The organism is Kaistella montana, assembly GCF_024436175.1.
In the GTDB taxonomy this organism is placed as follows: Bacteria; Bacteroidota; Bacteroidia; order Flavobacteriales; family Weeksellaceae; genus Kaistella; species Kaistella montana.
This window is the reverse complement of record NZ_JANFQP010000001.1, coordinates 551,683-576,060: the sequence shown is the minus strand read 5'-3', so window position 1 is coordinate 576,060 and position 24,378 is coordinate 551,683. Positions and strand designations below refer to the sequence as shown.

Annotated in this window: 24 protein-coding genes; 6 read left to right on the top strand and 18 right to left on the bottom strand. The window is 36.8% G+C overall.

Annotation, left to right across the window (positions count from 1 at the left end):
* Positions 1–44 precede the first annotated feature (44 nt).
* From NOV28_RS02765 to NOV28_RS02745, 5 genes are all read right to left on the bottom strand, one after another.
* Complete coding sequence (locus NOV28_RS02765; RefSeq protein WP_255927333.1) at positions 45–1,163, bottom strand: HlyD family secretion protein; 1,119 nt, start codon at positions 1,161–1,163, stop codon at positions 45–47.
* Between the two features lie 77 nt (positions 1,164–1,240).
* On the bottom strand, positions 1,241–2,551 hold the full coding sequence (locus NOV28_RS02760; RefSeq protein ID WP_255927331.1) for a TolC family protein: 1,311 nt from the start codon (positions 2,549–2,551) through the stop codon (positions 1,241–1,243).
* A complete protein-coding gene (locus NOV28_RS02755; protein WP_255927329.1) occupies positions 2,535–3,149 on the bottom strand; it encodes a TetR/AcrR family transcriptional regulator in 615 nt (204 codons plus the stop codon). The genes NOV28_RS02760 and NOV28_RS02755 overlap by 17 nt, the downstream gene beginning before the upstream one ends.
* Positions 3,150–3,339: 190 nt before the next feature.
* Positions 3,340–7,992, bottom strand: coding sequence for a DNA polymerase III subunit alpha (gene dnaE / locus NOV28_RS02750; RefSeq protein ID WP_255927327.1), 4,653 nt, complete (start codon positions 7,990–7,992; stop codon positions 3,340–3,342).
* Between the two features lie 185 nt (positions 7,993–8,177).
* On the bottom strand, positions 8,178–8,597 hold the full coding sequence (locus tag NOV28_RS02745) for an SRPBCC family protein (protein ID WP_255927325.1): 420 nt from the start codon (positions 8,595–8,597) through the stop codon (positions 8,178–8,180).
* A 191-nt stretch (positions 8,598–8,788) separates the two neighbouring features.
* Between NOV28_RS02745 and NOV28_RS02740 the strand changes: the two genes are divergently transcribed.
* Both NOV28_RS02740 and pcaF read left to right on the top strand, forming a co-directional pair.
* On the top strand, positions 8,789–9,880 hold the full coding sequence (locus NOV28_RS02740) for an MBL fold metallo-hydrolase (RefSeq protein WP_255927323.1): 1,092 nt from the start codon (positions 8,789–8,791) through the stop codon (positions 9,878–9,880).
* A 93-nt stretch (positions 9,881–9,973) separates the two neighbouring features.
* Entirely contained in the window at positions 9,974–11,188 is a 1,215-nt protein-coding gene (pcaF, locus tag NOV28_RS02735; protein WP_255927321.1) for a 3-oxoadipyl-CoA thiolase, read from the top strand.
* Between the two features lie 153 nt (positions 11,189–11,341).
* On the opposite strand, the gene NOV28_RS02730 is transcribed toward pcaF, so the two are convergent.
* The 11 genes from NOV28_RS02730 to NOV28_RS02680 all read right to left on the bottom strand — a co-directional run bounded on the left by NOV28_RS02730 (position 11,342) and on the right by NOV28_RS02680 (position 17,736).
* A complete protein-coding gene (locus tag NOV28_RS02730) occupies positions 11,342–12,082 on the bottom strand; it encodes an FRG domain-containing protein (RefSeq protein ID WP_255927319.1) in 741 nt (246 codons plus the stop codon).
* A gap of 166 nt (positions 12,083–12,248) precedes the next feature.
* Positions 12,249–12,827 (bottom strand): YdeI/OmpD-associated family protein, encoded by a 579-nt coding sequence (locus tag NOV28_RS02725; RefSeq protein WP_255927316.1) that lies wholly within the window; start codon positions 12,825–12,827, stop codon positions 12,249–12,251.
* Positions 12,827–13,219, bottom strand: coding sequence for a RidA family protein (locus NOV28_RS02720; protein ID WP_255927314.1), 393 nt, complete (start codon positions 13,217–13,219; stop codon positions 12,827–12,829). The genes NOV28_RS02725 and NOV28_RS02720 overlap by 1 nt, the downstream gene beginning before the upstream one ends.
* Positions 13,220–13,296: 77 nt before the next feature.
* On the bottom strand, positions 13,297–13,989 hold the full coding sequence (locus NOV28_RS02715; protein WP_255927312.1) for a helix-turn-helix transcriptional regulator: 693 nt from the start codon (positions 13,987–13,989) through the stop codon (positions 13,297–13,299).
* A 352-nt stretch (positions 13,990–14,341) separates the two neighbouring features.
* Positions 14,342–14,767, bottom strand: coding sequence for a DUF1801 domain-containing protein (locus NOV28_RS02710; protein WP_255927310.1), 426 nt, complete (start codon positions 14,765–14,767; stop codon positions 14,342–14,344).
* 165 nt (positions 14,768–14,932) lie between these two features.
* On the bottom strand, positions 14,933–15,376 hold the full coding sequence (locus tag NOV28_RS02705) for a VOC family protein (protein WP_255927308.1): 444 nt from the start codon (positions 15,374–15,376) through the stop codon (positions 14,933–14,935).
* 32 nt (positions 15,377–15,408) lie between these two features.
* The gene (locus NOV28_RS02700; RefSeq protein ID WP_255927306.1) at positions 15,409–15,876 is read right to left on the bottom strand and encodes a GNAT family N-acetyltransferase; all 468 of its coding nucleotides are present in this window, start codon (positions 15,874–15,876) and stop codon (positions 15,409–15,411) included.
* A complete protein-coding gene (locus tag NOV28_RS02695; protein ID WP_255927304.1) occupies positions 15,866–16,276 on the bottom strand; it encodes a hypothetical protein in 411 nt (136 codons plus the stop codon). The genes NOV28_RS02700 and NOV28_RS02695 overlap by 11 nt, the downstream gene beginning before the upstream one ends.
* A gap of 2 nt (positions 16,277–16,278) precedes the next feature.
* A complete protein-coding gene (locus NOV28_RS02690; protein WP_255927302.1) occupies positions 16,279–16,746 on the bottom strand; it encodes a hypothetical protein in 468 nt (155 codons plus the stop codon).
* 17 nt (positions 16,747–16,763) lie between these two features.
* The gene (locus NOV28_RS02685; RefSeq protein ID WP_255927300.1) at positions 16,764–17,246 is read right to left on the bottom strand and encodes a hypothetical protein; all 483 of its coding nucleotides are present in this window, start codon (positions 17,244–17,246) and stop codon (positions 16,764–16,766) included.
* Between the two features lie 34 nt (positions 17,247–17,280).
* Positions 17,281–17,736, bottom strand: coding sequence for a DUF1569 domain-containing protein (locus NOV28_RS02680; protein WP_255927298.1), 456 nt, complete (start codon positions 17,734–17,736; stop codon positions 17,281–17,283).
* Between the two features lie 191 nt (positions 17,737–17,927).
* Between NOV28_RS02680 and NOV28_RS02675 the strand changes: the two genes are divergently transcribed.
* The 3 genes from NOV28_RS02675 (at position 17,928) to NOV28_RS02665 (ending at position 21,919) form a co-directional block, all read left to right on the top strand.
* A complete protein-coding gene (locus tag NOV28_RS02675) occupies positions 17,928–19,079 on the top strand; it encodes an MFS transporter (protein ID WP_369413209.1) in 1,152 nt (383 codons plus the stop codon).
* A gap of 834 nt (positions 19,080–19,913) precedes the next feature.
* Positions 19,914–21,602, top strand: coding sequence for an APC family permease (locus NOV28_RS02670; RefSeq protein WP_255927296.1), 1,689 nt, complete (start codon positions 19,914–19,916; stop codon positions 21,600–21,602).
* 5 nt (positions 21,603–21,607) lie between these two features.
* On the top strand, positions 21,608–21,919 hold the full coding sequence (locus NOV28_RS02665; protein WP_255927294.1) for an Mpo1-like protein: 312 nt from the start codon (positions 21,608–21,610) through the stop codon (positions 21,917–21,919).
* 45 nt (positions 21,920–21,964) lie between these two features.
* Here the strand turns inward: NOV28_RS02665 and NOV28_RS02660 are convergent, their stop codons facing one another.
* Positions 21,965–22,585, bottom strand: coding sequence for a DUF6563 family protein (locus NOV28_RS02660; protein ID WP_255927292.1), 621 nt, complete (start codon positions 22,583–22,585; stop codon positions 21,965–21,967).
* A gap of 66 nt (positions 22,586–22,651) precedes the next feature.
* Between NOV28_RS02660 and NOV28_RS02655 the strand changes: the two genes are divergently transcribed.
* Complete coding sequence (locus tag NOV28_RS02655; RefSeq protein WP_255927290.1) at positions 22,652–23,278, top strand: hypothetical protein; 627 nt, start codon at positions 22,652–22,654, stop codon at positions 23,276–23,278.
* A gap of 94 nt (positions 23,279–23,372) precedes the next feature.
* Here the strand turns inward: NOV28_RS02655 and NOV28_RS02650 are convergent, their stop codons facing one another.
* Positions 23,373–24,305 (bottom strand): SPFH domain-containing protein, encoded by a 933-nt coding sequence (locus NOV28_RS02650; protein WP_255927288.1) that lies wholly within the window; start codon positions 24,303–24,305, stop codon positions 23,373–23,375.
* Positions 24,306–24,378: the final 73 nt, after the last annotated feature.

Here is a 24,378-nt window from a genome sequence, read left to right as displayed (position 1 = left end):
AAAAGAATGCTTAAAAACATACTTTCCCTGCTCTATAATTCCTTTTATTTTAAATTCACTGTTGTTTTTACATTCATTCCGGCGCGCAATTTTTTGGCAACGGTTGGATCTAATTTTACAAAATCGATTCTTACCGGAAGTCTTTGTACCACTTTCACGAAGTTTCCACTTGCGTTATCCGGAGGAAGAATAGAAAATGAAGAACCTGTAGCCGGAGAAAAAGAACTTACAACACCTTCAAATTTGTGATCTGGAAAAGCGTCGATTTCTACATCCACTTTTTGACCTTCTACCATTTTTGAAATTTGAGTTTCTTTATAATTTGCAATAATCCATAAACTGTTATCGCGCACTAAGCTGAACAACTGAGAACCTGCTTGCAAAAACTGACCTTTTTGAGTAGGAATTTTAGACACATAACCGTCTTCTGGTGCTGTGATAATGGTGTAAGAAAGGTTAAGTTTTGCATTTTCTACATCCACTTCTCTTTGTTTAGCAACCGAACTCGCTACGCCAATTTGCTCTGAACTTGCAGCGGTTTGCGAAGTCACAATTCCAGTTTGTTGAGCAGCTTGGTTTCTTTGATCAATCAGCACTTGCAATTGTCGATCAGCAGATTGCTTTGCTGCTAGAGCCGTTTCATATTGTTGTTGAGTGATGGTATGATCTTTCACCAAATTAGCATATCGATTCAAATCCTGAGTAGTTTTCCACACATTTACTTTTGCAGCTTCGATTTGTGCATTCGCGGTGGTAATTGCAGCATTCGCAGAATTGATATTTCTGGAAGCCGCCGCAGTACTTGCTTGTGCAGTAGAAACATTGCTTCTTGCAGTTCCTAAAGCCGCTAATGCAGATTCTAAAGCCATTTTCTGGTCTCTGTTATCCAAAATAATCAGTGTATCGCCTTTTTTTACAAATTGATTGTCTTTTACTTTTACTTCCGCTACATAACCGGAAATTTTAGAAATTACAGGACTCATGTTAGAAGCGATTTGTGCATCATCAGTTTCCTCGTGAGTTTGTGAAAATGAATAGGTTCGGTAACCGAAAAAACCGCCTATCAATATAACTGCTGCTAAAATAATAGGAAATACAATATTGTTTTTCTTTTTTTGTTCAGCGAAAACGTCTGGTTGTTCTGGTGTTTTATTATTTTCCATTTTGAAAGATGTTCTTTTAATATTGAATATTTTTTTAATGTTGACAATTTGATTTTCATCAAATTATTTGAAATACATTAATTGGCTGTTAAAATCCCGGAGGATTGCAATAATTTTCTGTAAGCTAATGCAGCATCGGCTTTTGCGTTCACTACATTTACATTAGCGGAGATTTGTGCTGCATCAGCATCGAGCAATTCGGTGATGGTCGCCAATCCGTTGTTGAATTTATTTTTGGTCACTCTGTAATTTTCATTCGCTTGGTCAGCTGCTTTTTCGTACACAGCGATTTTCTTTTTCGCAAATTCAGCATTTTGGAAATCTTTATTAATCTCCAATTTAATCTGATCATTCAGCAGTTCATTAGTTGCGATGAGTTGTTTTTCCTGCGCCTGAGCATTCATCAAAGAAGAATTTTTCTTCCAAAGATTATCGATGTTATACTTAATACCGATTCCGATGTTTGCTGCATTAGTAACTGTCAATATTTTCGGAATTTCCGCTGCAACATAACCTCCGGTAAGTGCGATTGTAGGAAGCGTTTCCGCTTTGGCTGCTTTCACTCCTAAATTGGCTGCTTTTAATTGATAATCAATCGCCTGCAAATCTTTTCTATTCGCAATTGCCTGATTCAAATAGTAAGAAACCGACTCGTTCGCAGAAAGTTCAGAAATATAGTTTTCATCGATTACAATTTCAGTAGTTTCGGGCAAACCCAAAAGCAAATCCATATTGATGTTGGCAATATTATAATTATTCTGTGCATCTAAAAGCTGCAATTCGATATTGGAAGTCTGAAGATTTGCCTTCAATTTGTCATTTCTCGCGATGATTCCATTGTTTTCTAACTTCTGGAAAGATTCATCTCTTTTTTGAGAAGCGGTAAGATTTTCTTCTAAAACTTTTATCGCTTGGCTGGCTTTGAAAAGATTGTTGTAAGCTTGAGAAATATTGTAAGCAATTGCAACCTTATCATTTTCGGAACTTAGTTTAGAAGCTTCAATAAGATATTCAGCGGACTGAATTCCGTATTTAATTCTTCCACCCGCGAAAATGGGCATCGATGCCGAAATATTTCCAAAAAAAGCAGAATTGGCTTTCGGTGAATTTCCGCCTGAACTTTGAGCAACTTTTAAGTCAACATTCGCATTAGCCAATGCCAAAGCACTCGCAGAAGCCGAAAGACTCGGTAATTTATTATTTTTAGCTTCCAAATAATTAGCGGTTGCCTGCTCAATTTTGGTTTGGTCGATTTTAAGATTTTTAGAATTCAAAATTCCCAATCGAACAGCTTCGTCTAAGGAAAGCGATTTTTTTTCCTGTGCGGAAATGGTAATTCCGGCGGCTAAAAAAGTAAGCGCAATAACGGAATTATATATGTTCTTCATAACCTAAAAGATATTTTAAAATGTTTTTAATATGAGCTTTGATATCAGTGATATACATTTCTTCGTAGTTTTCGTCGCCATCGAAAAAATCTTTGTACGTGGGCAAAGTATTGATTGCGGTAAATATCGTCCCGGAAATAGTGGCATGCAAAAACTCGAGTCTCGGTTTTTTAGTAAATATTTTCTTTTTTAAACCTTCTTCCAGTAACTGATCATAAATACTTAGAAAACCTTTTTTAGATTGCGTAAGAAAGGCCAAAATATGAGGGTTTTTGTTTCTCAACTGCTCGCGTTGCAAAATGAGGTAGAACGTTTTCAAATTTTTCACACGGTCGATGTATCTGTAAACCACCATATTGAGCTTTTCCCATTCATTTAAACTTTCGTTTAGCAATAATTCATTAGCAAAAGAAAGGCTTTCACTCATTCTTACCTCAAAAATCTTCTCAAAAAGTTTTTCTTTGGAACCAAAATAATAAGAAATCATGGAAATATTTACATTGGCCATTTTAGAAATTTCTCTCGTAGAAGTTCCATCAAAACCCTTTTCAGCAAAGAGTTTTTCGGCATTTATTAAGATGTTTTCTTGTTTTGACATTGTGTTTTGTGTTAATTTTCGGGTGCAAATTTAAACAAATATTTGAAAAAATCAAACGATTGATTGATTTATTTTAAATTAGAAAAGAGGAATTATCTTATTCACAATTGATGTCAATATTTATTTATAAAAATAAAAGCCCGAAATTCATTAAATGAAAATCGGACTTTGAATATTTAAAGAATCAAATTTAGTTTAAGAAAACCTCATATTTCTGGAGATCGTGAATGACTTCGAGTAAATTTCCATTGATTTTCACATGCGAGCGCATCGCCATCAGTTCAATATTAGAATGATCTTCAGGGTTTCTCACAAAGAAATTGAGTTTTTGTTCACCTTCCGAATCGATCAAATTCTCTTTGAAAAATTCGATATCTTCTTTTCGAAGGTCATTAATGTCGATCACGATGGTCATTTTCTTTGCAAATTTTTCAAAGGCATCCTTCAAATCGATTACATCACTTACGTTTACGAATACTCTACCATCGTTTAAAACTGCAAATTTAATCTTGAAAATCACAAATCGTTGCACATCAATTTTGTCGCGTAATCGCATGTAATCGCGGTCTCCCAAACGGAAACTATAGCTTCCGCTGTAATCTTCCAAAGTGATAAACGCTATTTTTTCGCCGCTGTTTTTTCCATCTTTTACGACATATTCGGTAACCAAGCCTGCAACCATATACTCGGGAGTATTGTTTTTCATGGCTTGTTTTTCTTTCCAGCTGAGTTTTTCATTGTTGAACAAATCGGGTTGCTGATTCCCAACAGAGTCTTTGAAAGCATCTACTTCATCCAAATTCAGAAAGTTGAAACTTCCTTTTGGTTCGGCTTTTTTAGGAGCATCTTCCATCAAAATATCTTCTTCGCCTTCCATAATATCGCCCACCATATCCAACAAATTGTCTTCTTCATCCGCAACATCTGCAATGTCGATTGGAGTAATCACTTTTTCGAGTTCGATGATATCATCTTTTTTAGATTCCAGAATTTCCTTTTTGCTGAGTACGCCTTGCATGAACTTAAACTGATATTTATACTCATCTAAAGGGTGTGCAGAAAGGTAAAATCCGATGATTTCCTTTTCCTTATTCAGCATGTGCATGTTTTGCCATTCGGGCGCCGGATTAATTTTTGGTGGTTCAATTTTCACTTCTTCAGCAAAATCGGCAAATAATGAATTTTCGATTTCATTTTTGCTGTCTTGGAAACTTTGTCCGTATCGCAAAAGCCTTTCCAGATTGGTTCTTCCGGAAATATCGATATCAAAATATTGTGCTCGGTGATAACGATCTACTTCATCAAAAGCTCCAGCAATCACCAAACTTTCAGCTACCCTTTTATTAATTTGTGAAGAAGGAACTTTCTCGAAGAAATCATAAATATTCTTAAATCTTCCGTTGATTCGGGCATTCACAATCGCTTCACTCGGACCTTCACCAATTCCTTTGATAGCTCCCAAACCGAAACGAATTTGCCCTTTATCATTTACTGCAAATTCATATTGAGATTCATTCACTGACGGTCCCAAAACATCCACTCCAATACTTTTGCAATCCTCCATGAACATTGTAATTTGCTTGGTATTATTGATGTTATTGGTCATCACACTTGCCATATATTCTGCCGGATAATTGGCTTTAAGATAAGCAGTATGATAGGCAATCAACGCATAACAAGTCGAGTGTGATTTGTTGAAAGCATATTCCGCAAAAGCTTCCCAGTCTTTCCAAATTTTGTTGAGCTTATCGACATCGAGATTATTTTTTTCGCCACCTTCGATGAATTTTGGATACATTTTATCGAGGACATCTTTTTGCTTTTTACCCATCGCTTTTCTAAGCGTGTCGGCTTCACCTTTGGTGAAATTGGCCAATTTTTGGGATAAAAGCATTACTTGCTCCTGATAAACGGTAATTCCGTAGGTTTCTTCGAGGTATTCTTTGGTTTCCTCTAAATCGTAAGTGGTTTCTTCGAGTCCGTTTTTCCGGTTGATAAAATTTGGAATATACTTGATCGGACCGGGACGATAAAGCGCGTTCATGGCAATTAAATCAGCAAACTTGGTCGGTTTCAGTTCGCGCATGTATTTTTGCATTCCCGGACTTTCATATTGGAAAATTCCGACTGTTTTTCCCTCTTGAAAGAGCTGATATGTTTTAAGATCATCCAACGGAATTAAATCCGGATCAATATCGATATTATGTCTTTGTTTGATTAGTCGAATCGCGTGTTTGATGATGGTTAAAGTCCGCAAACCAAGGAAATCCATTTTCAGCAAACCTGCACTTTCTGCCACGGAGTTATCGAATTGAGAAACCAAAATATCCGGATCTTTAGCCGCAATGGTAATCGGAACCAAATTGGAAATATCTTCAGGCGTAATAATCACTCCACATGCGTGAATTCCAGTGTTTCTGATGCAACCTTCCATTCTTTGCGCAGCTGAAAGAACTTGGAAACGTTCATCTTTCGGATTTTCCAGAATATCTTTCATTTCCTGAGCGAGCACTTTGTCTTCAGGACTTAATTTATCAAATTTCGAAAACGCTTTTGCGATATTCATTCCTGGTGTGGAAGGAATCAGTTTTGCGATATTATTGGTTTCTGGAATGGAAACATCTAGAACTCTTCCGGCATCTTTTATGGCAGATTTCCCTCCGAGAATCGAATAAGTGATGATTTGCGCAACGTTGGTTTTTCCGTATTTTTCAACCACCCATTTGATGATTTTGTCACGACCTTCATCATCAAAATCGATATCGATATCGGGCATGGAAATCCTTTCTGGATTAAGGAAACGCTCAAATAGCAAGTCATATTTAATGGGATCTACATTGGTAATTCCGGTACAATACGCAACTGCGGAACCTGCAGCGGAACCACGACCGGGACCAACCCAAACGCCCATTTTTCGGGCTTCGTTACAGAAATCCTGCACGATAAGGAAATATCCGGGATAACCGGTTTTTGCAATAACTTCAAGTTCAAAATCCAAGCGTTCCCTGATTTCATCAGTGATTTCATCGTATTTTTTATTGGCGCCTTCATAGGTTAAATGTCTTAAATATGCATTTTCACCTCGTTTTCCGCCGTCTACTACATCTTCTTCGCTTAAAAATTCTTCGGGAATACCGAACTCAGGTAGCAAAACATCTCTTTTTAAAGTATAAGGTTCAAATTTTGCCAACAACTCCGAATAAGCTTCAAAAGCATCAGGAAATTGGATGAAAGCATTTCGCAATTCTTCGGAATCTTTGATATAATATTCATTGCTAGGTAATCCTCTTCTTTTTCCGAAACCCTTTCCTACAGGCGAAGAAAGCTTTTCTCCGTCTTTAATACAATACAAAATATCCTGAATATTGGCATCGGATTTTTCGGTGTAGAAAGTTTCATTTTGAGCCAAAATTTTTACTTCATATTTTTCAGCAAATTCCAGCAATACTTCATTCAAATGCTCTTCTTCTTCCACCTCGTGATTTTGCAATTGCACATAAAAATCGTCATCAAAAGTATCTTTCCACCATTTAAAAACATCCTCCCCTTTTTGCTCCCCAAATTCTAGAATTGTACTAGGAATATCTCCGGTAGTTCCTGCTGTAAAAGCAATCAGATCTTCTTTATACTCAGCAATCATTTTTCTGGAAATCCTCGGAACTCCAAAATAAAATCCTTTCACATAGCCCAAACTCGAGAGTTTCGCAAGATTTTTATAGCCATTGAAATTTTTTGCCAATAAAACGACATTTGTTCTTCGATCGGGATCGTCTTTGGTAAATTGTTTCTGTTCAGGTCGATCCGATATATAAAATTCGCAACCGATAATCGGAATTAAAGGATTTTTCCGTGGTTCAGTTTCATTAAATTCGGTTCCTTCTTCATCTGCTTTTTGTTTTTTATCAAGATATTCTTGATAATTTTTTTTGATATTTCCGTTGGTTTTTTCAACTTCCGAAACAAATTTAAAAGCACCCATCATATTTCCCAAATCCACCAAACCAACGGCAGCGAAATTATTCCGAATCGCTTTATTCACCAAGTCCGAAATATTTGAAGAAGCTTGCAAAGACGAGTAAATACTGTGATTGTGGAAATTAAAATAATCCCCGATTTCAATCTCATCAGTCGATCCAAAATCTACTTTTTTCTTCTTTTTAGAGTCAGCAACTTGTCGTCGAATAACAATCCCAAAAGGCGGAAAAGGATTTGGATGATTTTTGATGAAATCTTGTAATTCTGTATCAGAAATTAGAAGTTTATCTGCCGGAATCAAGTCATTTCGCATCATTTCGAAGAAAACTTGCGCCGTTGCGTTCACGTCTGCCGCAGCGTTGTGGGCTTCATCGAATTGCTCTCCGTAGAGTTTTTCGTATAGTTCTACCAGTTTCGGCGATTTGTATCTTCCGTTTTTCCCACCACCCAACTTGCAAAAATCTGTTCCGAGTTCCATGGTATCTGCAGATGGAATTTTCTCCAAAACATTCTCCATTTCTTTTCGGTAGAATTCGGCTCCTACGATGTTGTAATCGAAATCGATATTGTGACCGGCAACTACTTTTGCTTTCTGGAGAACTGCTTTAAATTCTTCTAAAACTTCAGCCAAATCTCGACCTTCTTCCTTTGCCATCTTCGTTGAAATTCCGTGAATTCTAGTAGCATTAAAGGGAATATCATACCCTTCAGGTTTAATGACATAATCCTGATTTTCGAGAAGTGTACCGTCCTGAGCATGAAGTTGCCACGCGATTTGCACCATTCTCGGCCAGTTGTCGGAATCCGTTAATGGTGCATTGAAATTTTTAGGTAAACCCGTGGTTTCTGTGTCGAAAATAAGATACATTAAGTAGAGAATTTTGGTAAAATTAAGGTAAAATTTCTTTAAAAAAAATTTGTACTTAAGGAAAATTCAAGGTATTCTTTTTTCTTTTTCAAGAAAAAAACCTGCTTTGTGGAATGAGCAGGTTTAAAACAAAAATGTTTAAATTTTGTGCAAAGAAATCAAATTAGGTTGTTCTCGCTTTATTTCTAAATATATTCTTTCAAATTCTTTCCTAGAATTTCATTCCATCCGTTTTCAAAACTTTCTCGCTGGAAATCCTTTCCTAAATGGGCAAAGTTTTCTAAACCTTTGTGCGTTAAAACAATTACCGTTTCGTCTCCATCTTGCTCTAATTCCCATTTTACGATTGTTTTCTCTTTCGAAAATTCGGGATAAGACCAAGTGTGTTTGAATTTTTTGTTAGGAATCACTTCCAAAATCTCTCCGTGATGGTGATATTTGTTTTCACCTCCCGGCTCAAAAAAATTGAACTCATTATGAATTCCGAGTTCAAAATCGGGGATATCAAAATACCATTCTTTCATCTGCGCTTTATCGGTCAAAGCTTTCCAAACCTTGTCTACGGGTGCGTTAATTCTTTCTTTAACAACTACATTTTCGTGCATAATATTAGATTTTTTTGATTGTAATAAAGTTAATGAAATTATTTAATAGGAATATGATTTTCGAGGTGATTTAACTCACTTCTGGATTTTAATCTACATTTGTCCGCATTTTCTAAAGTAAAATTCACATTCATTCGTCTCTCCTTACAACTCAAATAAATTGGCAAAAAATGCTTTTAATAAAAAAAATTATGATAATATTTCTCATTCTTATCGGAATTGTGGCTCTGTCAACATTTCTAATTCTTCGTCATCCAAAATTCGGAAAAGCACCTTCCGGTGAAAGATTGCAGAGAATTTTAAAATCTCCTCATTATAAAAACGGAAAATTTGACAACCTGAATCCCACTCCACAACTTGCTGAAGATACCTCGATGCCGGAAGTGCTGTTCAGATTTCTTTTTGGGAAGAAAGAAAACCTGAGACCAAGCCAAAAATTAAGTTTTTCTAAAACCAATTTAAAAGAAATCACTACCGATGAGAATGTGTTCATCTGGATGGGACATTCGTCTTATTTTATGCAAATTGATGGCAAAAAAATTCTTGTTGATCCTGTTTTCAGTGGCAATGCATCGCCTTTTTCTTTTACTACAAAAGCATTTGACGGAACCGATATTTATTCCGTCGATGACATCCCGGAGCTGGATTATTTGGTGATCACGCATGACCATTGGGATCATCTCGATTATGAAACTGTGAAAAAACTCCAACCAAAAGTAAAAAAAGTAATAACAGGTCTCGGAACCGGCGAACATTTGGAATTTTGGAATTATGATCCTGAAAAAATCATTGAATTGGATTGGCATGAACAATCAGATTTGGGCAACGGTTATCAAGTATATTGCGAACCAGCAAGGCATTTTTCTGGGCGTGGTTTGAAGCGTGACCAAGCAATTTGGGCAAGTTTTGTTTTTGAAACTCCGAACCAAAGAATTTATATCGGTGGCGACAGCGGTTATGATGATCATTTCAAAAAAATCGGTGAAAAATATGGCAGTTTTGATTTGGCCATTCTTGAAAACGGACAGTACAACAAAGATTGGCGCTATATCCACATGATGCCCGGAGAAAACATAAAAGCCATGAAAGACCTGAATGCTAAAAGAATGATTCCGGTTCACAGCTCAAAATTCGCGCTAGCTACCCATGAATGGAATGAACCACTTGAAAAAATAACTCAGTTCAATACTGAAAACCAAAGAATCATCACCCCAAAAATTGGTGAAAAAGCAGATTACCTGAATGATACAAAAATCTACGAACAATGGTGGGAAAAAAGATAATGATATTGAAAAGATCAAGAAAACACCCTTGCATTATCAGATGACAAAAAACTCGGGACATTTTTGTATTTTTGAGAAACTTTAAATTTAAAAATGAAAAACGCCTATATTATTGACGGAGCTCGATCTGCCATCGGGAATTTTAAGGGAAGTATTGCAGCCGTAAGAACCGACGATTTGATTGCCTCGGTAATCAAAAGTCTAACAGCAAAAAACCCTGCAATCCCTTTAGATAAAATAGATGATGTGATTATCGGGTGCGCCAATCAAGCCGGTGAAGACAACCGAAATATCGCGAGAATGGCTTTGCTTTTGGCAGGACTTCCGATCAATGTTCCTGGCGAAACGGTGAATAGATTATGTGCATCTGGAATGAGTGCTGTAGCACTGGCGATGCGTGCGATAAAATCCGGCGAAGGCGACCTTTTCATCGCGGGAGGTGTGGAAGGAATGTCGAGAGCTCCTTTTGTTATTTCAAAAGCGGAAGGTGGTTTCGCAACCGACCAGAAAATCTATGATTCCAGTTTTGGATGGCGTTTTGTGAATCCGGAAATGGAGAAAACCTACGGCGTGGAAGCTATGGGAAAAACGGCGGAAAACCTGGCCGAGATGTATAAAATTTCGCGTGAGGAGCAGGATGAATTTGCTTTAAACTCTCAAATGAAAGCGAAAAAAGCGCAAGAATCCGGGAGATTGGCAGAAGAAATTTCGGACATTGTGATTCCGCAAAGAAAAGGCGATCCGATTATCGTCAACAAAGATGAATTTGTGAAACCGAACACCACTTTGGAGATTTTGGGGAAACTTCGCCCCGCTTTTGTGAAAGAAAACGGAACGGTAACCGCAGGAAATGCTTCCGGATTGAACGACGGAGCTGCCGCAATGATCATCGCTTCCGATGATGCGGTGAAAAATTATTGTTTGAAACCTTTGGCAAAAATCGTTTGCTCCGCAGTGGTGGGCGTAGAACCGAAAATTATGGGAATCGGTCCGGTTGGCGCTACAAAATTGGCATTGAAAAGAGCTGGTTTAACTTTAGACCAAATCGACATTATCGAACTGAATGAAGCATTTGCCTCGCAAAGTATCGCGTGTTTGAAAGAACTCGGAATTGCGAATGACGATGCGAGAGTGAATGTAAACGGCGGCGCGATCGCATTGGGTCACCCGCTGGGAATGAGTGGTTCGAGAATTACCTATTCCGCGGCGTTGGAACTGAATAAAACCGGTAAAAAATATGCATTGGCAACGATGTGTATCGGCGTGGGACAAGGCTATGCGGTGATTTTGGAGAATGTGAATGTGTAAGTTTATTTTTAAATAATATAAAGAACCCCATAAGTTTTCGCAACTTGTGGGGTTTTTTGATTAAAATTGTTTTGTATTTTATTAGTGAAAAGATACTGTTCAATGGGCGTCCTGCGTATAAGACGAAAGCTTAGTTATTAGCAGAAGTTTTTTTTAATAGTTGTCAATTCTCAGTACAATATTGCAGTAAAGTGCAGCACCATATAAATCAGGAAATAAAGTGTTATGATTAATATTCATCCTATTTAGAGATTTTAAGCATTTTTCTCTTTCTGTTGTAGGAATTTTGATTTTAAACAATTTTACTTTACTATCTCTTTCTTCTTTATATTTTTCTACAATTAGTGATTCTAAATCTTTCTTTGTTTTAAAATTTACAAATAAACCACTTTGACTTATAAGGCGATTATTAAAATCGGATATGGGTGAAAATAATTCCAAATCATCACTTAATTTTTCAGATATATTTTTTTGAGAAATCCCATAGATTATCCTATAATCAGTTTCAGTTTTTTCATCTGAGAAAGCAAAATATGCTGCAACATAAGGTGATTCTGTAAAGTCTAATAATGGTGTATTCAAAAAGTGATGCTGTCCAATCGCCCAAACTTCTCTGTCATCTGCTATTAAATCTTTATAAAATGTTGTTCGTCCTCTAATGGATTTTTTAAAATTTTCAATTTGAAGTTTTTTATATTTTTCGAAATTATTGTCTGAATGAAACTTTAAAGTTCTGTTCAATGTTGGTTCCAATTTCCAATCAGTATTTCTTTGACCTCGAAAAACATAGTTTTTATTAATATTACGAATTTTATCAACAATTAGTGAGTGATATTCATCCCAATTTTCTAAAGTGTATTCTTTAATACCATTAATATTTTTGCTTTCTATCATTAATGTTGGTTTAAAATTTCTGCTAACGGTTTACGGCTTTGTGCAGGTGGGGAATTAGAAATACGTCAGTTCAAATATACTACAAATGTTCAATAGAATTACCAATGTTCAATTACTTCCTTCAACCCCACTTGCACAAAACCGATGTTAGGCGTATGTGCCTTTTCTATAAGTGTTTTAGATTTAATCTTTGTTCTGCTTGTTCAATAATTTCTGCAATTCGTTTTTGTCTCGTTTGAGTTGTCTTGGCAAATAAAAGCTGTGTCAAAAGTAGCTTTTTTGCAGATTTGCTTAAGCTTAAAAAGTAGTCTTTTAGATTTGGTTTGTCAATATATTTTGCTTCCAAGTCTGCTGGAATAATTAATTCTTCCACTTCGTCCAAAATTGTCCAAGAGCCATTTTGTTTTGCTATTGCTACACTTTCAAATCCTGCTTTTGTCATTAGGCCTTGTTCTATGAGTTTGTCAACTTTGTTTTTGTTGATTTTGCTCCAAGTGCTTTTCGGTTTTCGTTTGCTAAAAAATTGGTGTGAAGTTTCTTCGTCAATTTTTATTTTTTTGCTATCTATCCACCCAAAACACAATGCAACATCAACAGCTTCACTCCAAGTAATAGATTTTAATTCTGATTTTTTGTTATAAAAAACAAGCCAAACAGCTTGTTTAGAAAGATAATTTTTTTCTAACCACTTTCTCCAAGCTGTTTGACTTTTAGGATAAAATATTTCTATTTCATTTTTCTGCATTACTTAACTACAGTAGCTTCTAATTCTATTGTCAAAGTTGCAAATAATCCTTTAACTTCCAATAGAGTTGTTGCTTGTTGAATTCCGTGTTTCATTATGAATGGCACATACACATCCATACAAGTGGTGAAAAACTCGTTGGTGTTTGTAGTATATACATTCAACCTTACAATGTCTTTACATTCGTAACTAGATTCAGTAATCAGTTGTTCCAAATTTGCGATTGTCTGAATGAGCTGACTTCTCATATCAGCATTACTTGGAACTCCATTAGCGTCAATAGCTACTTGTCCTGAGCAATACAAAGTTCCATTCGGTTGCTTTACTTCTACGGCTTGAACCGAATTTGTGTTTTTACCCCAAGCCCAAGGGTCAAATGTTGCTTTTTGCATCTTACTTAAATTTTAAATTGTTAAGCCACAAAAGTAAAATGCACTTGCGACAGCCTTATGTCAGGGGTCAAAACGAGTTAGTAAAATTTATCAAAATATTCCTGTAAAGTCATTTTGTGTTGCTCAAATTTCTCTGTTTGCACTTGCATTTTTGTAATTCTGTCCAAACGAAAATATCTAAATTCTTTGCGTAAACGACACCAAGCAATTAGCAACCAATTTTCTGTTGTACTGATTAATGCAAATGGCTCCACTGTTCTGTTTGAAGTTTTGTTTTGTTCGTTTGTATAGTCAAATTTTACCAATTGAAAATTCGTAAGTGCCCGTTGTAATTCAGAAATATTGTTGCTATTTCTTTCTCTGTTTAGGTTTTGTTCAAAACGAGTTCTGTCAGCAAGTAAATTAGCTCTGTCTTTATCTGTCTGTTTTAAAACAGCTTTTATTTTGTCAATGGCTTCTGTATAATCTTTGATAAATGAAGTGTCTTTGTTTTTCAACACCAACTGCTCGGCAAGGATTAAGGCATTGGCTTGGCTTTCGGTAAACATTACTGGTGGAATTTTGTAGCCTTCCATTAAAGAATAGCCTTTTCCATCTTCTGTTATTATTGGAATGCCTGCTTGTTCTAATGCTCTTATGTCTCTGTAAATTGTTCTTACACTAACATTGAATTTGTCTGCAAGATTAGTCGCAGTCAAAAGTCGTTTTGTTTGCAGTTGTGTTAATATCGCAGTCAGTCTTGAAAGTCGTTTTGTATTGTTGTCGTTCATTTATTTTGTCTGACTGTTAATGTTTGCAGGGTCTCGTGGCATTACGCCTAACAATCAAATATACGCAACTTTTCCAAATCAGCAAATAATCTTTAAAATTATTATGAAATTGTAGGCAAACCGTCGTCATATATAGTATTGTGCATTATTTTATATTGCGTATTATAGATTGTTTTTTGATAAAATCGCTTCTATGTTGCTGTTTTTAAGATATTTTAACCTATACAAAAAACGAAGTATTTTGATTGATTTTTCTGATAAATGATCTGCTTACACGGCTTGTAGCATCTTAGGAGATGCGGCGAAGTGGTAGTAATAAAAAACTGCTGAATTGTACAGCAGTTTTTTTTGTTTAACCCCATCTATTCTTTGTAGATTTCAAGGATTCGGTGATGAGTTTTTCTAAAATTTCTAGGTTTAAATCGGCTAATTTTTTGAAATAAATGCAACCTCCGTTTCCGGTTTTTATTTTTCCGAGATCGTTAAGAAGTGGTTGAACTTTTTCGTCGCCACAGTCCATCACATAGAGTGAGAATGCGGTTTTCCTGGGCGAGAAACCAATTCTGCACATGTCCCCTTGGTGGCCACTTTCGTATTGGTAGTGATACGTTCCGAATCCGATGATGGATGGCCCCCACATGGTGGCTTTTTCGCCGGAAAGTTTCTCCATGATTTGTATGAGTTTGAAGGAATCTTCGACTTTTTTCGGGTCTGAATTTCGGATAAATTCCTCGACTGAAATTTGGGTTGGTTTGGTTTTGTTTTCGGTTTTACTCATAAAAAAAAATTCCGGTTGAAAGATGAACAAAATGAGGTTCTAGCCCCGATTGGAGCAATTGTTTGAGCTCTTTTCGGCGGCGGCTTCGCCGCCGCCGAAAAAGCGAGTGCGGAAAGTGGGACGGGTTTTCGGAAGAGCAACGAGTTTTCTTGCTCCTAAAAAAAATTAGTGTTGTTGCTTTGCCGGATCGTCGTAATTCACCATCCAATTGATGCCAAATTTGTCGGTCCACATCCCGAAATAAGCGCCCCAAAAGGTTTCTGCAAGCGGCATGGTGACTACTCCACCTTCGGAAAGTCCGCTGAAAAGTCGGTCGGCTTCTTCCTTGGAATCGGTGTTGATGGAGATGGAAATATTGTTGCCCGCAACGAAATTAGAAGCCCACTCGCCGCCGGTATCGGAACCCATCAAAACGGTTTCTTGAGAGATTGGAAGCGTAACGTGCATGATTTTGTTTTTCTCTTCCTCAGAAATTTCTTTGCCTTCCATAGGTGGCATTTCGCCGAAACGTCCGATGTAGGGAAATTCGCCGCCGAAAACGGATTTGTAAAAATTAAAAGCTTCTTCGCAGTTGCCGTTGAAGGTTAAATACGCGTTTACTTGTGCCATGATATTTGTTTTTTTAAAGTTGATTTTTAAGTTTAATTTTTTGGGAAATGAAGTCCCATTTTGATATTGCATCTTTCGTAAGGCGTGTTTTCATCCACGGGAACTTCGGTGAATCCGAACTTTTTGTACATTTCTATCGCCGGAACCAGACTTCTGTTGGAAAGCAAAATCACTTTGTCACTTCCTAATTTTTGGGCTTCTTCGATACAATGTTTCATCAAAAGATTGCCGATTCCGTGTCCTTTAAATGCTTCTGTTACCGCCATTTTCGCTAGTTCGTAGCCATCGTGTTCTTTCAACAAAGAAGCGGTTCCTACGATTTGTTCACCGGCTTTTGCGAAGAAAATTTTGCCTCCTTTATCTAAAATTTCAGACTCCGGATTGGCCAATTGATGTTGGTCGAAACTTTCAACGACAAAATATTTCTGCAACCATTCTTCATTCAAAATTCTGAAATTATCGCGGTATTTGGGTTCGAAATTGATTATTTCAATGTTCATTTTTTTTATTTAAAGCTAATTTCCATCCTAGTAAAACTAAACTCCACACGGCAATTCCGAGGATCCAAAACCAAATCGGCGAAGGAATCGTCACCATCATATAAATCGAAGTGAAAAGGAATAAAATTCCGATTATCAATGCATAAATTTTCTTGCCATCATTTGCTATTTTTGTGGAAACAAAACCGCCAACCAAAGCACCGACCGCATAAGAAATAATCACAAAAAATATTGCCATAAAAGGCGCGTTTTCCACGTATTTTTTAATGGCTTCGGGTTCGTTGGGATCGGTTCCCGACGGAAGCGGATAGAGATAATGTCCCAGTTGCTGAACAAGCCCAACCGCAACACTTGTCAATAAAATTCCGGCTACAACGGCTACTATTTTTTTGATCATCATTATTAGTTTTTCCAGTTGGTTTTGTAATTTAAAGTTCCGTCGTAGCTTGCCCAATCGCCGATGAATTCAATGTATTGCTTTTCGATTTGTTGTTTTTTTGAATTCCACATGAAGGTGTAAATGAATTTTCCTTTCAAAATTCCGGAATGTTTTCCTTTGGGTTCTTCAGCAAACTCGTATTCACCGAAAACTGTACTTCTTTTTTTACCGTTTTTGTATTTGGTGATTTTCAATTTTCCTTCGAATTTCGAATGGGTATTTTCAACTACAGAATAGCCGGAAAGGAAATATTCTTGATCATTTTTTCTGTTTTGTTCAGAAATTTCGATCATTACTTTCATCGCAGTTTTTTCGTCGCCGATGGTTCCGGTATAAGGCTTCGAATTGTTCAGCCAAACCTTAGAAATATTGGGCATTTGCGCGAATGCAAAACTACTGATGAACAACAAAAAGAATAGTATTTTTTTCATATCAATCTGTATTAGATTTACTTCTTTAATGATTCCAAGTATCTCATTATTTCGTTTGAATTATGAAAATACATCGGAGATTTGGCATTTTCTTCTTGGTAAATTCCTTCGAAAACAATGACATTGAAAAGTTTCGGTATCATTTTTATATTTAAACTTCCATTAAAAACTTTCGAATTATCAGATGTTTTTTCTCCGTTCAAAACAACATCGAAATTAGAAATACTCGGATCACGTAATTTTTTGGTCTGTTTGGCATTGAAACTTATTTTCCCAGAAAACTTCGAAATTTCATTATCAATTTCTGCAATTCCTTCAACTAAATATTCATCTTTAATAGGCGAATAAACTGAATCAAATTTAACCTTTACATCATTCTTTTCGTTCTTTTTTCCTTCAAAATATTGGTGATTATTTTTAATTATTTCAATAATCTCTGCATTGCTTTGTGCAAAAGAAAAACTGCTAACGAACAACAAAAAGAATAGTATTTTTTTCATAAAATGAATGTTTCAATGGCTTTTCAAATAAAAATTAAACGCCAAATTGATCCAAATGATGATTCAAGTGTTTCGCCAACATGTTATTCCATTCCTGAGCGGTTAATTTCCCGAAGGAATGCGACATTTTCCCGTCGAAAGCGCTTCTTCCCAATTGTTGAGTTTTTTGGATGAATCCGATCAATCGTTTCTTTTCTTCCTCAAAATTTTTATTTCCTTTAATAATGAACATCGGACCTGTGGGAAGATTCTGTTTATAAGGAAGTTCATTTACCGTTTTAGGTTTCACGAAATTCTTCAAAAGGAAACCTGCCAAAAAACCAGGTTTAGGATGTTTTTCCGGCTCATAAATCGTTTCATACGCTACATTCAAATGCGCCAAAACCTGATCTACAGACATTTTTCCCCATTTTCTTTGGGTTTCCGGAGTCAGTCGATGGATTCTGTCGATGTAGTTTTGAGCTTCTTTTGCATCAAAAATATCTTGCATGGTTTTTTAATTTTAGGTTTAAACAAATTTAAGTTTTTTATAAAATAAAAGTTTATTTATTTTAAAACTTCTACAGAGCAAAAAACATCTTCCAAATCTTTATCTAATACAATCATAGAAAGCAATAATGAAAGTTTGTCCCTAAAGTGGTATATTCTTATTACTTTTGCCCGCTTGAAATTTTAGAAGAAATGATGACGAAAAATTTACTGCCATTGGCATTGGGTGGCTTAGCGATTGGTACTACAGAATTTGTAATTATGGGTTTGTTGCCCGATGTAGCCCAATCTTTATCCATCAGTATTCCCGAAGCGGGACATCTTATTTCTTCTTACGCGTTCGGAGTTGTTGTGGGAGCGCCTTTATTGGTTGCCTTTTCGGTAAAACATCCTCCTAAAAAGACACTCATTGCATTGATGATCATCTTCACTATTTTCAATGCATTATCGGCATTATCGCCCAATTATTATACATTGATGGTTGCGCGGTTTTTGGCAGGCTTACCTCATGGCGCATTTTTCGGAGTTGGAACGGTAGTCGCTGTGAATTTGGCAAAACCCGGCAAACAAGCACAAGCAATTGCCGCGATGTTTAGTGGATTGGCGCTCGCCAATTTAGCCATGGTTCCATTGGTTACTTTTATTGGACATCATTTTAGTTGGAGGGTTGCTTTCGGAATCGTTGCATTTTTGGGACTGATTACTCTATTTTCATTGAAATTATGGCTTCCAAATATTCCGCCTGTTGCGACTCCAAGTCTGAAAGATGATCTCGCATTTTTCAAAACCAAAAAAGCCTTAAACATCATCGCAATCACGGCAATTGGGTTCGGTGGTTTATTTGCTTGGTTCAGTTATATTGCACCTTATCTCACTCATATTGCCGGTTTTTCGGAGAATTCGGTTTCTTATATCATGATTTTAGCGGGAGCCGGAATGGTGGTCGGAAATTACCTTGGTGGTTTTATGGCAGATCGGATGAAACCTGTTTTGGCAGCGGGAATTTTAATGATTTCAATGGTTTTAATTTTGGTTGCGGTTTTCTTGTTTTCTGACACCAAAACATCTGCTTTGATTCTCACTTTCGGTTGCGGCGTTTTGTCGATGGCAGTAGGAACGCCAATCAATATCATGATGTTGAAAGCAGCAAAAGACTCCCAAATGATGGGCGCTGCGTTTATGCAAGCTTCTTTTAATGTTGCCAATTCTTTAGGTGCATTTTTCGGCGGAATTCCGTTGGTGTATGGTTTGGGATACAACTACCCTTCTTTGGTTGGTGCTTTCATGGCGTTCATTGGTTTTATTTTAATTTTGATTCATTATCAGAAATCTAAGGTTGAATAATCGTATAACCTGAATTGCAATCAACTTCGAATCAAATGGCAGATGCGTTCGATAAAAAGGTACTTTTTCCGAAGCAGATTCGAAGCAAACTGCCTCTTGATTCGAAGCCAATCCCTAAATAGGGGACCATTAATCATGTTAAATAAATCCAAATATCCTAGGGAAATAAACTCCTCCTGTGTAATAATTAAGTAATTGGGGCATGTCCTCCTGATTTTACAAATTCATCAGATCATAGTTGTCCTGAGTATCCTTACCAATAAAAATCCCCCTCTTTAAAATTCTATTTGCTTATTTAATAGAGTTATTTAAAGACGAGGTATATTGTAATTGCGAGACATGGGTGATCTAAATGAATTTTTAAAAATCTCTCACATTTTTTTGTTCAATGTAAAATGTGCAATGAGCCACTCATATTTTCGATGCCGAAAAAGACCGTTTTTGCCGTTTTTGCCGAAAAAGACTAGTTTTTGCCGAAAACAACCATTTTTGCCGAAAAGGGAGGTTTTTGCCGTTAGGAGGTTAGTGCCTTTATGGTGGGCTAGGACTGGGCTTTGCCTAGGCTTTAACTAGGGGGAAACTAGGCTTTGGAAAAAAGGAGCTTTGCAAAAGAATTATGAGGTTAAAGGGTTAGAAGGTTAAAAAGTTAGAAAGTTAAATACGTCCAATCCCCAGAATGTGCGAGAATATTTTCAAATTGTCTCATTTCCAAATTACCATATTCCGGACATGAACTTATTATCGATCGTTTTGAATTCTCTCCCTCCTAACTTCCTCAACTGATCTTTTTCCATTTCCATTTTTTCCATTACATTTGTGTAAATTAAAATTTTTATGAACCAGCTTTTCAGAAGAAAACTATATAGTGATCAGGAAGCTCCATCGGGCTTACTGCGTGTTTTAGGGGTATGGGATATTGTTTTTTTTGGTATTGCCGCCATTATTGGAGCCGGTAGTTTCAGCAGTTTGGGCGAAGCGGTTTTCCGTGGAGGTCCTGGGGTAATTGTTCTGTATATCATCTGTGGTTTTGCTTGTGGTTTTACTGCGCTTTGCTATGCGGAATTTGCCAGTAGAATACCTACTGCAGGTTCGGCTTATACTTATGCTTATGCCAGTTTCGGCGAACTCATTGCTTGGGTGATCGGTTGGGCACTTATTATGGAATACTCTTTCGGGAATATCTATGTAGCCTTTTCGTGGAGTGATTATTTCACCAGTTTTATGGGCAGAATTGGCGTGCATATCCCCGATTATCTTACTTGTAGCTATACTGAAGCCAAGAAAGCTTTCATGGGAGGTTCAGAAAATAAAGAACTAATCAATGCCTGGAAAAGCGCACCACTTATAGGAAATTTGAAATTAATCGTTGATATACCGGCTTTGGTCATCAACGGTTTAATCACTTGGCTTTGCTATGTTGGGGTGAAAGAATCGAAGAATTTCAATAATATTTTTGTTCTTTTAAAGCTCTTTATCATCCTATTGGTAATTGCAGTAGGAATTGCTTATATCAACACCGACAACTGGTTTCCCGTAAGTACGGTAACAGGAACCGCCTCTTTCATGCCCAATGGTTTTGCCGGGGTGATGAGTGCCGTTTCGGGTGTATTCTTTGCCTATATCGGGTTTGATGCCTTGAGTGTCTTATCTGAAGAAACTAAGAATCCACAGAAGAACCTACCGCGAGGGATGATCGTTTCTTTGGTTTTGTGTACTGCGATTTATATTGTCTTAACCTTGGTGCTTACCGGAATGGTAGACTACCGAAAATTTGATGGCGTCGGCGATCCATTGGCTTTCATCTTCGAAAAGTCCAATGCCAATGTTGCGTGGATGGAATTTGTGGTTTCTTTGGCTGCCATCATCGCTATTACAACAGTTCTATTAGTTTTCCAGATGGGACAACCGAGAATTTGGTATGCAATGAGCCGCGACGGTTTGATGCCTAAAAAGTTCATGGAAATCCACCCGAAACATAAAACCCCTGGTTTTGCAACCATCGTTACCGGAATTGTAGTAGGAGTTCCTATCCTCTTCACCGATAAATCTTTCATCCTCGATTTCACGAGTATTGGAACTATTTTCGCTTTCGTTTTGGTATGTGGCGGAGTTTTATTGCTTCCGTCGAAAGAAAAACTCAAAGGGCGTTTTCATTTGCCTTACATCAATGCAAAATTTATTTTCCCGGTTCTTTTCCTTGGCGGATTGGCTTTCTTCTATACATGGCAACCTCAGTTTTTCCATCATTTAAAAGACTGGCATGATCCTGAGGAAGGCGAATTCCGAATCTCGATCATTGTATTTTTGCTGATCAATTTGGTATTGTGCGTTTTAGCATTCCTAAAAAACCTATCACTTATTCCGTTAATCGGTTTGAGTTCCTGCCTTTATTTATTAACCGGAATGAGCCATAATAACTGGTTTTGGTTCCTGCTTTGGTTTGGAATCGGTTTGATTATTTATTTCTCTTATGGCTATAAGAACAGCAAACTCAACAACGATTTGAATGGTGATTTAAACTAAAAAAAATGGCTGAAAGAATAAAAACATTTGAAGAATTTTATGCTTTTTATTTAAGCGAACACCGCAAAACATGGACAAGAATTTTCCATTTCGTAGGAACATTGCTCATCTTTGTGGTACTGTTTTATGTAATCTGGTCCGGGAAAGAACGTTTTCTTTGGTACGTCCCGATTTTCGGATATGGTTTTGCTTGGTTCAGTCACGCCGTTTTCGAGAAAAACAAACCTGCAACTTTCAAATATCCTTTATGGAGTTTAATTTCAGATTTCAAACTCTTTTTCGAATTGCTGATAGGCAAACAAAAATTTAAAAGCTAGAATCTATAATAAAAAAACTCCCGGTTTGATCGGGAGTTTATCATTTTAAGCTTTGGTAATGAGTTCGAGGTTTTTGGCTTCTATTTCGCCTTCATCCAACTTAGCATCGCCTTTTCCTTTTTCTAAATCGAGCACCACATTCGGATGATTCACTTCCATAAAGGTTTTGAATTCCTCGATATTTTTAAAAAGATTGAAAGATTCTTTTTCCACATCATAAATCACTCCTTTTGTTCTTCTGGCAGCTGCTGCAGCGATGATTCCGCCCCACATTGCAGCACTGTTGCTGGTGAAATAATCTCTCACAAAAAGATAACCGCCTTTGTTTTCAGCTTTCAGGTAATAAATTCCTCCATCGTAACCTTGTCCTTTATCTTCTGAGTTGAATTTTTTAATCAAATTCACTACATGAATGTACAAACCCGTTCCGTCAGAAATAGCAAATGCTTTTTTGAGTTTCTTCCCTTTATCATCCAAATTATTGAAGCGAAAAGCAATTTGATCATCGGTCATCGCATTCGAAAGATTAGGCGTTGAAGTTGGGGTTTTGGCTCTGAAATCTTCATAAGTTTCATACACCCCTTTCGGATATTGATCCGGACTGAAATTCTGAGAAAAACCTAAAGCAAAAGCAGCTAAAGACAAAAGCGTAATTAATTTTTTCATTTATAAATTTTTTTGTTAAATATATTAATTTCTTGGAAATTAAACTATTTTTGGGAAAAAGAAACTATGAAGAAACTATTATCTATTTTATTTGCTGCAATGGTTGTTGTAACCAGTTGTGAGCCAGTTTATAAAGCTGCTAACTTTCAGGAAACCGCCAACCAACATCGGGTAATTGCAGTATTGCCTCCCAAAGTAATCATTGAAATAAAATCTGCAAAAGAAGCAGAAGCCATTAAAAATCAGGAAAAAATAGAAAGCGAACGTTTCCAAAATGCACTGGTTTCTTACCTCAATGAGAATCATACAAAGAACACTATTTTTGTAAAAGCACAAAACACAGAGGAAACCAATAAGATTTTGGCAGATAATAATATTACCAGTTTTGCTGGAAAAAGTTATCAGGAATTGGCGAAATTACTCGGTGTAGATGCGGTGGTAAGTTCCAGAGTTTCCCTTGCAAAACCTTTGACCAACGGAGAAGCGTTTTTCACAAGTTTATTGACCGGTTATGCTGCTCCTTCCAAGATTACCACCGTAGATTTATCGTTAACCGATACCAACAGCGGAAAAATGTTTTGGAATTACAATTGGCAAACCGGAGGAACCTTCATCTCAACAGAAAAACTCACCAATTCTTTAATGAAAGCCGCAGCTTACAAATTCCCTTATAAAACAAAAGATTTAAAATAAAAAAACTCCCGATTTGATCGGGAGTTTTTTTTATTCATTAATGACAAAAGTAATTCATCATTTCTAAGTCTAAAATCTAGAATCTAGCATCCAATTAATGCGTATGCGAAGATGGCGGTGGTGGATAATTTCCTTTATTCACCTCATCCATTTTTTGGGTAGCGGCCATAGAAACCACCAAATCATTGAGCATAGAACTCGCTGCACTTGGTGAATTAGGCAGTAAAACCAAATTGCTTCGGTTGTTTGCACCGATTGAATGCAGCGTATCGTAATGTTGCGTCACGACGATTAATGCAGAGGCTTCCTGAGCGTTGATTCCGGCATCGTTGAGCATTTTTACAGATTCTTCCAAACCTTTTGCGATTTCTCTTCTTTGGTCGGCGATCCCTTGTCCTTGTAGTTTTTTAGATTCGGCTTCAGCTTTTGCTACAGCTACAATTCTAATTTTTTGTGCTTCAGATTCGTATTCAGCAGCGGTTTTTTCTCTTTCAGCGGCGTTAATTCTGTTCATCGCATGTTTCACCTGCTCATCAGGATCGATGTCGGTAACCAAAGCTTTGATGATATCGTAACCATAACTTTGCATCGCTTCCTGAAGTTCCCCTTTCACGGCAATTGCTACGTCGTCTTTTTTCACAAAAACATCATCCAATTTTAATTTCGGAACTTCTGCTCTTACCACATCGAAAACGTAGGAAGTAATCTGGTTTTCCGGATTTTCTAAACGATAATAAGCATCAGCAACCTGATTTCTAATAACTTGATATTGCACAGAAACTTTCATTCTCATGAAGACATTATCCAAAGTTTTGGTATCGATAATCACATCGAGTTGTTGAATTCTGAGGTTCAAACGTTTCGCAACTTGGTCGATAAATGGGATTTTCAAATGTAAACCAGATTGGCGCACGCTGAGAAATTTTCCGAAACGTTCCACGATAGCCGCAGTTTCTTGCTTGACGGTAAAAAACGAGGCGAATAAGACGATAAGTCCTAAAAAAATAAGTACTCCTAAGAAAGTCATGTTAAATAAATTTGATGGTTAATAATCAGCCAGCAAATCGTTTGCTGATGTTATAAAGATAGTAAAAACTTTC